Origin of the sequence: Arthrobacter sp. 2RAF6 (assembly GCF_052115205.1) — a bacterium.
Lineage (GTDB): Bacteria > Actinomycetota > Actinomycetes > Actinomycetales > Micrococcaceae > Arthrobacter.
This window is the reverse complement of sequence record NZ_JBFRGF010000004.1, coordinates 41530-54166: the sequence shown is the minus strand read 5'-3', so window position 1 is coordinate 54166 and position 12637 is coordinate 41530. Positions and strand designations below refer to the sequence as shown.

The following is a 12637-nucleotide window of genomic DNA, read 5'->3' as shown; positions in this document are numbered from 1 at the left end:
TCCAAAGACGGGTAGAGCCCACTCGCGCCCGCCCTAGGGGTTCGTTAATACGCTTTTCCTGATGGCAACCGCCACTCATTTGGGGATAAGTGGGTCTCGAGATGAAACGCAGGAAGAATTCTTTGCTTCAGGAAAACCACCCGGTAATCCGGCGAGAAGTCAACTCCAATGCAACCGGTCTCCCGCATTCGGCGGGTACCCCCACAATCGAGCCGGCGGCGGGCGGTCATGTGCCCTCTGAGACCAGGGCACGTCCCGTTTCGTCGCCGGCTTTCTTTCACACTGGAGACAACAGGCACCGGGAGGTCGACTGACCATGGCACCGAACACGAAGGTAAAGACCCTCAAGGCAGAGCCCAGCGGGAACGCGCAGTCCTTGCACACGCAGGCACCAGCTTGGCCGGAGGGCGCGGGAACACGGACAACCACACAGGACCAGGCTTTTACTTTCGACGTGGCGATCGTAGGCATGGGCTATGTCGGCCTGCCCACGGCCCTGGCCATCAACGCCTCGGGTCGGCGTGTTCTCGGCCTTGACGTGTCCGACGCCCGCCTGGCCGTGATCCGGGAGCAACGGGCAGATCTTCTGGACTCCGACAGGGAGCGGCTCAGCAACGCGCTGCTGGACCCGACCTTCATGCTGAGCAGCGATTTGTCGTTGCTTGCCCACGCGGCGGCCGTGGTTGTGTGCGTTCCCACCCCCGTAGACGAGTACTTGGTCCCGGACCTCTCGATTCTCCGGGCGGCCTGTGCCTCGGTGGTCGATTTCGCCACCACTGGCCAGTTGCTGATGCTGACCTCTACAACGTACGTCGGATCCACGCGCGACCTTCTGGCTTTGCCCTTGGCTGCCAGGGGACTTATTCCAGGCCGTGACGTGTTCGTGGCCTTCTCGCCCGAGCGCATCAACCCTGGCGTGGATTCGTTCTCACACGAAGACGTCCCCCGGGTAGTTGGCGGAGTGACCCCGGCCTGCGGCGAAGTTGCCGAACGGCTTCTGAGCGCCAGCACCAAGCTGGTTCACGTTGTACCGTCGGCGGATGTCGCCGAAATGACCAAGCTGGTGGAGAACACCTTCAGGGCTGTCAATATCGCCTTGGCTAACGAATTCGCTGATATCTGCCACGAACTCAACATGGAAGTCATGGACGTTATCGATGCGGCTTCCACCAAGCCGTATGGATTCATGGCGTTCACCCCAGGTCCTGGAGTCGGCGGACACTGCATACCGTGCGACCCCCACTACTTGCTGTGGCAATTGCGCAAGGCCCGCTTGACGGCCCCGGTGATCGAGCAAGCGATGGCCGGGATTGCAGGCAGGCCGCACCAGGTGGTGGAGAAGGCCCGGCGTATCCTGTCGGACCGCAACCACGGTGTTGCCGGTGCCCGCGTCATGGTGCTCGGGGTCGCGTACAAGCCCGACGTCGAAGATCTCCGGGAATCCCCGGCGTTGGAAATCATTGCCGCCTTGATTGCCGATGGGGCGGAAGTGGCATTCTCCGATCCTTGGTGCCAGACGGCTCCCGATGGTCACGGCGGGACACTCCAATCCGAGCAGTCGCCTGCCGACTGGGGTGCGGATCTGGTGATCCTGCACACGAGGCACAGCCAGATGGAACTTCACTGGTTGGCCGGAGCCCCAGCAGTCCTGGACACGACGTACCGCTTGCCCAAGGCCGACAACGTAACCCGGCTCTAGATCCACCAGGTTTTCGACGGAAGCAGGAGTAATGAAGACAGCAATAACCGGCGGTGCCGGGTTCATAGGAAGCCATCTTGTTGAGCACTTGTTGGCGGCGGGGGACGAAGTCGCCGTGCTGGACAACCTGTCGACCGGACGCTTGGAGAATCTCAAAGGCGTCATCGGCCACAGGAACTTCCACTTCGTCGAGGGCACCATCCTCGACCGTGATGCAGTGGACAAGGTGGTGGCGGGTGCCGACAGGGTCTTCCATCTGGCAGCCGCGGTTGGCGTGAATCTGATTGTCGACCACCCCTTGGAGAGCCTCCGCACGAATATCCATGGCACCGAAGTGGTCCTGGACTCGGTCCTTGAATCAGGTGCCTCACTGTTGCTGGCATCCACAAGCGAGATCTACGGCAAGAACACCTCGGACAGCCTCTCGGAGGAAGCGGACCGCATCCTGGGATCCGCGCTCAAATCCCGGTGGACCTACGCCGCGGCCAAGGGTATTGACGAGGCATTCGCCCATGCATACTGGCGCCAATTCGGGTTGCCGGTTGCCATCGTGCGGCTCTTCAACACGGTCGGTCCGCGGCAGACAGGTCGTTATGGAATGGTTGTTCCGCGACTTGTGCGGCAGGCGCTCGTCGGTGAGCCCCTCACCGTTTATGGAGACGGCCACCAGACCAGGTGCTTCTCCTACGTCGGCGACATCGTTCCTGCCATCGTCCGCATTTCCGAGGAACCGCTTGCCTACGGAAATGCATACAACCTCGGTGGCAGCTACGAGATTTCCATCCTGACGCTGGCCGAAAGGATTGTTGAACTCCTTGGGAGCGGCAGCGCTATCACCTTGGTGCCTTATGAGCAGGCGTACTCGGAAGGCTACGAGGACATGCGCCGGCGGGTTCCGGACAACAGCAAGTCCTTCGGGCTGGTTGGCTTCGACCCGAAGACCACCTTGGATGAAATCATCCTCAACGTCGCGGCCGACTACAAGCCGGCAAAAGTCCTGGATCCCGCAGGTTGGAAGATCACCCTCGCGTCTTGATCGAAGGGACGGCATAACCTACAGCTAAGGACAGGCGGCTGGGTGAGTGGAGTATGCACTAACCGGTCGCCTGCCCTTGTCCAAGGAAAGATCCGACGAACCCTTTTCCAGGAGCACGACGTGAATCGCTCAGCATCCGGACCGAGGCATCATAGCCGGGGCGGAGTTGCTGCACTTGCGGTCTTGACCCTCTTGACGGCAGCGTGCGGTGGACCGAGCCCGAGTCCGACCCAATCAGCCACAACAGCCGGCCGGTATCCCTGGCACACCGGGATCGTGTCCACGACCTTCTGGGTTGGCGAGATCTTTGACCCCAACGCGGCAGATGGGAGCCAAGTGATGTCCACTTACGACTCCCAATGGATGCAGAGCTACGGAGGCTGTGACGGCGTCGTGACGAACGGCTGCCGGACCGAGTCGAGAACGCAGGCCAAAGGCTACGCGCCGACCAGCATGACTCCGAAGGAGAACCCGTTCTACCTCGATCTTCCTTACGATGACATCAACGATCCCACCGCCTTCGCGGAACGGGCGAGTGTCATCCCGTGGGCCAACGATCCGGGTTTCGCAGGCAATGCCCAGAACCGTTCCTTCAGTTACATGAAGAACCAATGGGTCCGGATTCGGATGGGCAACCGAGAATGCTACGGACAGATTGAAGATGCCGGTCCGGGCCAGTATCACGACAAGGACTACGTTTTCGGCTCCAACGATGCGCGTCCAGCCAACAAGAATTTCAACGGAGCCGGAATGGACGTCTCGCCGGCGCTCAACGGATGCCTTGGTTTCTCCGAGCTGGATGGCGAGTCGGACAAGGTCGACTGGCAGTTCGTGCCACGGGACCAGGTTCCCGCGGGACCATGGCTGAACATCGTCACGGTCAGCCAAGTGAAGTAGCACCGGCCGCCGGGGCCGTCCAAGCAATCCGGTACAGGCAGTCCCTCGAAAACTGGAGGTATCCATGCAGTGGCTTAAGAAGCTGTTTCGGCACGGCAACGGGAGGCACCTCGCCCGCCCGTCAGAAGCCAAGAACGAGAACAGGATGGAACGTCCAATCCAAGCATGATCCTCTGTTATTCGGCGAGGTCAAGGCAGTTTGGCGTGGAATCCTGCACTCAACAAATCGGAGAAGCGCTGGGTTCCTTGATCGATCCCGCTACACACGTGGTTGGCCGGATCCTCCGGAGTGTCCTGCGGGCACGGCATGTCCCGGTTCAAGGACCACATGGACACTCGTTGAACCCCCTTGCTGATGGCGAAGGAGTTCAACCCGCGAGCCGCATCAAGGTCAAATATCTCGCCCGGGAGGTCGTTCCGGCCGATCATGGGAGTCAACCCCATCTTTCTCCAGATCTGCTCGCTGTTGAGGGTAATTCCTGAACGCTGATAGATGATGCTGAGCTGATCGTGGGTGGACTGGGCCGCTGACGTTCCGGCGTCGAGCATGCTTTGCGATCCACTCCGGCTTGAACCGTAGTTCATGGTCATGATATTGACCCCCGCCAGCTGGACACCGGCGGCGAGCATCTGGTCAACAGCGGAGGTTCCGGCGTCGGTCAGTCCTTGCGGGGTCACCGGAAGGGTCAGCCAGATTGAGAGGGCATGACCTTCCCTGCTCCGTTCCTTCTGGAGGGCAGCGATAGCTGCGGCCCGGCGCTGCCAGGCTGCACTGTCCGCCAGGTTGTCGCCCTCGATATCAAAGTCGATGGTCTCGGGGTTGTAGCGCTCCAGGACGGCCCGGTAGGCCCTTTGCAGATCGGCTGCATCCTGGCAGGAGTTTGCGAGCTCACTGTTCACTGAGCCGCCGAAAGACACAGCGAACGCGCCTCCGTTCGACCGCAGCTTGGCGATGCGTTCCTCGAGATCGAGCGAATTTTTCGCGGCATCAAGGCTGTAGGTGCTGCCCCAACTGGGTGTGCAGGGCTGTCCCGCCAGTGCCACCACGAACGCCAGCGTGACATTCTTGGTGCCGTCGCCCATGGGTGTTTCGAAAGCGTACTGAGGGACCACGGTGACGTCGACGTAGCCGGAAAACCAAGGTGGTCCGAGGGAGCCGTTTGCGTCCGAAGTCAACCGCCACACGAGCAAGCCTCCGATCCCCACCAGCACCAGCACCAGGGCTGCGGCAATGCAAGCCCGGGCGAAGGCTGGCAGCCGGCGGCGAGGTCCATTGGCGGGGGAGGGCGAACGGCGGATGTCCCGCGCACTGCCTTCCTCAGGCGCAACGGAAGTGCCGCTTCCCTGTTTCCTGGACACTCTCTTCCGCCATCCTTAAACTCCGACTGCCCTGATTGCACCATTTGACCACGAACAGATCGGATTCGCCCCCGTCCGCGCCCCGGGGTTTGATCCCCGTGTTCCGCGTGCAGGGCACGAGTAGTGACGCTGTCCGGACGTCAAGGTTGAGTGTAAAGACGGGTAGATGCTACTCGTGTCCGTCGTCGTCCTGATTCATACGCTGATGGTGTCAGTTGGTTGAGGGCAACGGGGGAAAGACAGGTCTCGCAATGGAAACGGACGCTCTGGTCCGAGCGGCATCAGGACGCGGCGGATTTATCCGAGAAGGCGTTTGCCTGGAGTTCGAGACTGCTCTTGGGGGATACAGCACGGTCCCTCCCATAGACCTGGCGCCAATTGACGGTGCTGCCCAACGGCGGCGCGCCCTCATAGGGAGGGCCCCTGAGCGGGGGCCGGTGGTGAATAAGCCTTTGAGACCGAGGCTTCCCCCAGTCGCCACCGGCCCCTTCAGGAACCACGGCAGCGCGGGTTGGCGATGAGTCCCCGGGGGAAGGGCATCGCATCCGGCCCGATCCGCACTTCGAGGAAGCGGGCAGGTCTATGGGCTGCCTCGTGGGTGTCGGTGCTGCTCCTCTTGACAGGGGCAACGTCCCTGATCAGCCGAAGCCAGGGTCCTTCTGGGTCCGGGTCCGGAAACAGCAGCCCCACGCCTTCGGTCGCCCCGCTCTCATCTGTCAGCTTGACGTTCGATGCGGGCCGGTCAAGCCAGATGGACGCCGCCCGGATCATGAAGGACCACGGCCTTCGGGGCACCTTTTTCATCGACTCGGGTTTTGTTGGCGCACCTGACTACATGACAACGGACAATCTCCATAGCCTCGCTGCGGACCAAAACGAGATCGGTGGCCATACAGTCACCCTTGCCGATGTGACTTCTGTGGAACCGGACGAAGCGTCGAGGCAGATCTGCAACGATCGGGCGAACCTCACGGACTGGGGCTTCAAGGTCACCTCCTTTGCCTATCCATTTGCGGCTTCAACGCCGAAGTCGGAGGAGTTGGTCGCTGCCTGCGGCTACAACAGCGCGCGAGGCCTCGGCGAGATAACCACACCCATTGACTGCGTGGGCTGCGCGGCAGCAGAGACTGTCCGCCCCGCCGACCTGTTCCGGACACGGGCAACATCAGAGGTTGGCAGCAACTGGACGTTGGCCGACCTTGAGGCGACTGTGGTGCAGGCCGAGAAGGCCGGAGGCTGGTTGCAGCTGACTTTCTACGACATCGACAACAGCGGCAGTCCCCGCTCCATCAGCCCCGCGTTGTTCGAGCAATTCGCCACTTGGCTGGCGGCCAGGACCCAACAAGGGACCATGGCCGTGCGCACGGTACATGATGTGATCGGCGGCGTGGCGAAACCCGTGGTGAATGGTCCCGTGGCGGCGCCGGCAGCACCGGGAACGAACGCCCTTCGGAATCCGGGGCTGGAAATCGCCGGAAAGTATGGCTTGCCGCAATGCTGGCAGGTGTCGTCGTACGGCAAGAATGCTGTGGTCCTGAGCACCTTGACCCCGGGACACACGGGTGCGGTGGCCCGCCGCCTGGACGTGACCGAATACTCGTCCGGTGACGCAAAACTGCTTCCCGTCCTCGATCTCGGAGCATGCGCTCCGAGCGTGAGCGCGGGCCACGGCTATTCGCTCAGGGCGTGGTACCAGTCCACCGCGCAGACCCAATTTGAAGTGTATTACCGCAACAAGCTCGGCACGTGGACCTACTGGACGGCCAGTCCGTGGTTCGCGGCCAACACCAGTTACGAGCAGGCGATCTGGGAAACGCCGCCCGTTCCGGCAGGAGCCGAGGCCATCAGCTTTGGAATGAACCTCTTCAGCGATGGCCAGCTTGCTACCGATGATTACGAAATGTACGACACAGTGGGAGCTCCGTCGCCGTGATAGTTCTTTCGATCTTTTTGGTTCTGGGGGTAAGCACGATCTTTTGGTCGCTTGCCGGGCTGGTCCGTCTGGCGGGTGAGGAGTCGTGGCGCGCCCGGGGGGTGTCCTACCGGATCCGCGGGTGGATCGCCTGGCTGCGCGGCGGCAAGGCGCCGATCCCTCGACGTCAACGGGGCCGCCATCGTTCGAAGGGAGTGCGCATCTCCCCGGCGAATGTCGCGGTCCTCGTGGCGGCCCACAACGAGGCCCTGGTCATCAGGGAGACCATCCTCGCCGCGTCGGCTTTGGTCCCTCGACGCAACATCCACGTCGTTTCGGACATGTCCACTGATGACACCGCGGCTATTGCGCGGGCCGCAGGGGTGAAGGTCCTTGACCTCGAACCGAACCGTGGCAAGGCAGGGGCACTCGCGGCGGGCATCGCCCACTTCGATCTGTGCAGGCGGTTCAAAGTGGTCATGCTCCTGGACGCAGACACGCGTCCGACGCCGGACTACCTCGAAACGGGGCTGCCGCTGTTTGACGATCCCACGGTGGTCGCCGTCGCGGGACGCGCCAAGTCGATCATGAGCCCGGCACCTCCGACGGCGATCGGCCGTTTCCTGGTGGCCTACCGGGAGCGCTTGTACATCGTGGTCCAACTGCTCCTCAAATACGGCCAAGCGGCGCAAGGGGCCAATGTCGTCTCCATCGTGCCTGGATTTGCCAGCATGTACAGAACCAGCGCGCTCGCAAAAATAGAGGTCCTGGCGCCGGGATTGGTGATCGAAGACTTCAACATGACGTTTGAAATCCATGCGAAGAAACTGGGACGTATCGCCTTCCATCCCTCCGCGGCTGTTGCGTATACCCAGGATCCGGACAACCTGAAGGACTACATCAAGCAGGTGCGGCGGTGGATTCTTGGTTTCTGGCAGACCGTCAGGCGGCACGGCCTGCAGTTCAGCAGATTCTGGTTTGTCCTGGGGCTGTACATTGTTGAACTCGTAGCCAGTTGCCTCTTCTTCGTGCTTCTGGTGCCGGCATTCCTGCTATCGTCCGTCGCTGCCATCGAGGTGTGGATCTTCGGCAATCGATCGGAGGTCTTTATCTTTCTGTCAGGTGTCCTGCGCCCTCAGGACGTTCTCATTGGCGTCTTCCTGCCGGACCTCTTCTTGACAGTCCTTGCCGCTGTTTCGATGCGTAACCCGCGCTTTCTGTTGATGGCACCCTTCTTTCCGCTGATGCGGATCCTGGACGCAGTCATTTGCCTTCAGGTCTTGCCCAGGGCGTACTCGTCGAGTTCGTCAGGAGTCTGGGTCAGCCCCGTCCGGAGGATCCAACGCCAACCCCAGGAAATCGCGACGCCGGGGCCTTCCGTGGTTCGGACCGGCTAGGACGCAGTCGCAGGGACAGTCGCTGACCTAGTAAGCGGACACGCGGACGCCCATGCCAGGCAGCCATTGCGGCTGTGTGGCATGGGCGTCCGACACTCCACGACTGCGTAGTATCCTGCTGACCCGGGGGTCCCGGGATATTAGTTGGTGACTCCCGAAGTGGTGACAACGTTCAGCCACGGACCGGCCGGCACACTGGCGCGGTCAACGAAACGCCACGATACGTGGTCATTGTCGCCGTTCAGCTCAGCAAAGCCCAAGCAGCCGTTCAGGGCAGGGGATACATCCATGCCAGCACCCTGGCTCGGGTCGCCGGAGAACTGCTTGTTGGCAGGACGGGCGTTGTTCGCGCCGAACACGTAGGCGGAATCGTGGTAGAGGGAACCGCTCGAGGGGCCGGCATCTTCAACTTGTCCGTAGCAAACGCCGCCATTGGGTCCGGTGATCTGGACCCATGCGTTCTTCATGTAGCTGTAGCTCGAGTCCGCACAGTGGTTGACGCCGGTTTTGGCGTTGTCCGCGGCGGCCCACGGAATCACCTTGCAACGCTCAGCGAAAGCGACGCTGTCATTGACGTCGTCGTAAGGCAGATCCAAATAGAACGGGTTCTGCAAGGGCTTGGGCTGGTGCAGCGGGAAGTACCCGTTGCTGGCTACGCGCTGTTCCGTGGCGCACTGGAAGCTCGTGCCGGTGCCGGAACTGACTCCGTCGCAACCGCCGTAAGTGCTGCCGGGGCAACCGCTCGCGCTGGACGGAGTGGCCCCCATGTTGACGCCAGTGTGCTGCAGAGCCCACTGGCCGTTGTAGGTGGAGCACACCTGGGAGCCGTCCGAGAGGCTGGCATTGAAGATCTCGCCTACCCAGAAGGTGGTGCTCACGATGTTGGTGTGCAGGGGGTATGTTCCCGTGACAGGCAGGGGCGCTGCTGTTGGTGCGGGCGCGCCGGCGGCTGTTGCGGCTGGAGCGGGCGCGGCTGGAGCGGGTGTGCTCGACGGCGCCGCGGCCGGAACATTGCTGGGCGTCGGCGTCGGCGTCGCGGTGCGCGTTGGCGCGGATGAAGCGGAAGGCGACGGGCTCGGCCGCGAAGATGAACCGCGGTCGCCGGCCTGATAGGAGGATTTGTGCGATGACTGGACAGCTGAAATGGTGGCGAACCCGCCGAAGGCAAGGAGCGCCACGGCGACGAGTGCTGTGAACAGGTGTTTCATATTTTGGGTGACATATCTGTTGGGGACATAGACATACGAGACCTGGGCAATGGATAAGGCGATCTGCAGCCGAACACGCCGCAGCGTCGTACACGGCCAAATGGTGTGTCACGACAGAGTTGTTACGAAAATCGGCTGCGCTTCAACTCCCCAGAAGTAGCCAGCCAGAACCTACTCTTGCGGCACCAGCTTACACAGTTAGATCACAGGGCGGTAACAGAGGGTGCAAATCCGGTGCGGGATCCGGGCTGGAAACGAAGCCTTGGCACCTGGCCTGGAGGCCCCGTGGAGCGGGGATATTCCGCGCTAGTAGCCCCGGAAAACCAAGTAGTTACCACTCAATCCAGGGCTGAAACCCGGAGGTAACGTTTGGAAATGACACCGGTCCGTGCCACAGCCGTCAGGAACGTGTGTCCGGCGGCCCGAAGATGAGACAGGACCATGGACGATACCGAAGGGACCCACACCTCGCCCCCGATTATTCGGGCAGCCGAGCTCCAGGAGATTGTTATTGCCTTGTCAGGGCCGGAACCGGCCGGGATAGTCATCTCGGGACCGGGGGGCTCCGGAATGACCACCCTCTTGGACGCCGCGGCTTCAGTGCTGGCCGGGTCCTTCAGCGTGATCGCCCACAACGTCTCGGAGTCATTCGCGGATATTCCCTTTGGAATCGCCATGGCGCTTGTTCCGGACCTGCCGGCCAGGGACAAGGTGTGGCCGGGTTCCATCGTGGCGGCTTGCCGCAAAGCAGTGCGGGGCGCTGCGACCTCCGGATCCGCCGCCTTGCTGGTGCTGGACAACATCGATTTCCTGGATGACATGTCCCTTTGGCTCCTGAGCCAGCTGCTTGTTGAACCGGACATCCGCCTGATTGCCACACACCGCTCGGACCGACCCTTGAGGATGGAACTCATGGAGTCTGTGGTTTCGCGGCAGCTTTCCGTTGTGACGCTGGATGACCTCACGGAAGAGCAGCTTCGCGAATTCCTTGACGATCGCCTCGGCGGGCGTGCTGCCCGCAGCCTGGTCCGGGACATCCATGCCCTCACCGGGGGCAACCTGCAGACCGCGAAGTTGCTTCTGGACGAAGCCGCAGCGCGCGGCGAGATCGTGGAGCAGGCTGATTCCTGGATGTTGTCCGGACCGATCCGCATGGACGGTTCGCAAGCGCTTGAGCTGACCCGCCACCGGCTTGAGGGCTATTCCGTGCCACAGCGGCAGGTCGTGGACATCCTGGCGGTGGGGGAGCCGATACCGCTGGCCGTCCTTGATCAACTTGCCCAAAAGCGGGCGATCGAAGCGCTGCGGGGCGACGGAACGATCCGTATCCAGAAAGACAGCCAAGGGACGGCAACGCTCAGCCACGCCATCGAGGGGAGGTTGGCCCGGCAGCAGCTGGGAGCTGCACGGATCCTCGATCTTCGCCGGAGCATCTACGCAACGTCCTCACCCGTTGCCGATGACTCGCTCTGGACGCTGTTCCGTCGCGTAGACCTCGAACAGGAAAGCGGCTTGCCGGTGCCCGACGCCGATCTTTTGGCCGTGGCCATTGCCGCAAACGACATCCACGACAATCGGAGGGCCCGGCGGTCCGCGGAAGCGGTGCGGGCGCCGGAACTCGGTCTGGTTGCAGGTGTGGAACTGGCAAGGGCGCTCTACCAAACAAGGGATTTCCCCGGGGCCGTCAGGGTCTTGAAGGGTTTGGTGGCAAACACCCCCGATGCCCTGACTCTGGATTTCGCCCACGCGGTATGGCTTCTGCTGCATGCGCTTTTGCCGACATCGCCCGGAGCCAATGTGCTGCAGGCGGTCCTCCAGGATGCCCGACGGCGGCTGGAGGCTGCCGCCGTCGGCATCCAACCGGGCGAGCCAGGCCATCTTGACGAGTCTGCCGTCCGGGACGAACTGGATGTTCTCCAGCTGTATCTAGATGCCCAGAACGGTAGCTGGCCTTCAGCCAACGGTGAGCTGTTCCAAAGGCTTTGCCATAGCCAATTGGTCGATCCTGGATTGCGTACGGAGCGCCATCCACCACCGCCCACCCAGGCCAGCGTGCTATTGATGGCGCTTGTCTCCCAAGGGCTGGCCGTCAGCGGACGATTCGCGGACGCTGTCGCTCTTTCGACGCTGGCCCTCGAAGCCGTGGGGCGGCTGCCACGGTGCCCCGTGGACTTCCACTCCACTGTGCTGACCATCCACGGGTCCAATCTGATCTGGCGCGGGCAATGGGGTGGCCCCGAAATGTTCTGCGCCGGCAGTTCAAGCTTCAGCAACCGGATGAGCTATTTCGGCGGGTCTGCGCATCTGTACAGGGCACTCGTACTTGCCAGGCAGGGGAGCCTGGAACTGGCGTGTGAACAATTCCGCCAGGCCAAGGCGCGGCTGGATGAAGCCGACCCTGAGGGGCTCCTGCCACCGGCCCTCGGCGGACTTGCCGCGGCTGCGTGGTTGCTGGGCGATGTCAACCAGGTGCGTCGAGCCCTGGCGGCCTACGACTCGCGGGTCAGCGGTGGGAATTATCTAGCCTCGCAGCTTGCCGAAAGCTATTCGTCCGCCGCCCGGTCAGTGCTGATTGGCGCAGAACACTCGCACCGGAAACTGGTGCAACTTGCCGGTTCTGCCGCCAAGAAGGGACACCGGGCGCTCGAAATGTTGAATCTCGGCCTGGCCGCCCGTACCGGCAGCCGGGGAGACCGGCAGCTGGGGGCCGGAGTGTCCGAGCTGGTGTGGAGCGTCGAGTCCGGGATGCCGTCGGGACAGGAAGTGGGACAGGAAATGGGAACAGGACAGCTAAGCAAAGGTGAACCTCAGCAAGCGTCAGACCAGGAGGAGGCTTTCGTTTTTGACGAGCCTCACCCGGCCAGTGCGGAGGCCGGGTCCTCGGTCCTTCCCGGCGTCGTCAAGCTTTCCCAGCGTGAACGCGAAGTGACTGCCTTGGTGGCCTCCGGGCTGAGCAGCGCGGAGGTGGCTGCCCGGTTGGGTATCGCCGTGAACACGGTCAACGCCCACCTGCAGCGGGTTTACGGCAAGCTCGGAGTGTCGCGCAGGCAGAAGCTTTCCGAACTGTGGGACGAGTTGGCGAAACCGGAGGAGTAGGGCCAACGATCCGCGGATGAAGGCAGTGAAGCC

At 62.3% G+C, this 12637-nt stretch carries 9 protein-coding genes; 6 read left to right on the top strand and 3 right to left on the bottom strand.

The genetic code is table 11. From position 1 onward, the window contains the following. Positions 1 to 316: 316 nt before the first annotated feature. From AB4Z38_RS03945 to AB4Z38_RS03935, 3 genes are all read left to right on the top strand, one after another. The gene (locus AB4Z38_RS03945) at positions 317 to 1699 is read left to right on the top strand and encodes a nucleotide sugar dehydrogenase (RefSeq protein WP_441428503.1); all 1383 of its coding nucleotides are present in this window, start codon (positions 317 to 319) and stop codon (positions 1697 to 1699) included. A 31-nt stretch (positions 1700 to 1730) separates the two neighbouring features. Then, positions 1731 to 2735, top strand: a complete 1005-nt coding sequence (locus AB4Z38_RS03940; protein WP_441428502.1) for a dTDP-glucose 4,6-dehydratase — start codon at positions 1731 to 1733, stop codon at positions 2733 to 2735. 120 nt (positions 2736 to 2855) lie between these two features. After that, positions 2856 to 3632, top strand: a complete 777-nt coding sequence (locus AB4Z38_RS03935; protein ID WP_441428501.1) for a hypothetical protein — start codon at positions 2856 to 2858, stop codon at positions 3630 to 3632. A gap of 189 nt (positions 3633 to 3821) precedes the next feature. Here the strand turns inward: AB4Z38_RS03935 and AB4Z38_RS03930 are convergent, their stop codons facing one another. Both AB4Z38_RS03930 and AB4Z38_RS03925 read right to left on the bottom strand, forming a co-directional pair. Then, positions 3822 to 4991: a chitinase gene (locus tag AB4Z38_RS03930; RefSeq protein WP_441428500.1), complete on the bottom strand. Its 1170-nt coding sequence runs from the start codon at positions 4989 to 4991 to the stop codon at positions 3822 to 3824. A 489-nt stretch (positions 4992 to 5480) separates the two neighbouring features. Beyond that, positions 5481 to 5795: a hypothetical protein gene (locus AB4Z38_RS03925; protein WP_441428715.1), complete on the bottom strand. Its 315-nt coding sequence runs from the start codon at positions 5793 to 5795 to the stop codon at positions 5481 to 5483. Here AB4Z38_RS03925 and AB4Z38_RS03920 point away from each other — a divergent pair. Next, positions 5743 to 6924, top strand: coding sequence for a polysaccharide deacetylase family protein (locus AB4Z38_RS03920; RefSeq protein WP_441428702.1), 1182 nt, complete (start codon positions 5743 to 5745; stop codon positions 6922 to 6924). The two genes, AB4Z38_RS03925 and AB4Z38_RS03920, sit on opposite strands and share 53 nt — an antisense overlap. Then, complete coding sequence (locus AB4Z38_RS03915) at positions 6921 to 8300, top strand: glycosyltransferase family 2 protein (protein WP_441428499.1); 1380 nt, start codon at positions 6921 to 6923, stop codon at positions 8298 to 8300. Before AB4Z38_RS03920 ends, AB4Z38_RS03915 begins: the two co-directional genes overlap by 4 nt. A 140-nt stretch (positions 8301 to 8440) precedes the next feature. Here AB4Z38_RS03915 and AB4Z38_RS03910 read toward each other — a convergent pair whose 3' ends face one another. Continuing rightward, the gene (locus AB4Z38_RS03910; RefSeq protein WP_441428498.1) at positions 8441 to 9508 is read right to left on the bottom strand and encodes a hypothetical protein; all 1068 of its coding nucleotides are present in this window, start codon (positions 9506 to 9508) and stop codon (positions 8441 to 8443) included. A gap of 441 nt (positions 9509 to 9949) precedes the next feature. Between AB4Z38_RS03910 and AB4Z38_RS03905 the strand changes: the two genes are divergently transcribed. Next, a complete protein-coding gene (locus AB4Z38_RS03905; RefSeq protein WP_441428497.1) occupies positions 9950 to 12604 on the top strand; it encodes a LuxR C-terminal-related transcriptional regulator in 2655 nt (884 codons plus the stop codon). Positions 12605 to 12637 lie beyond the last annotated feature (33 nt).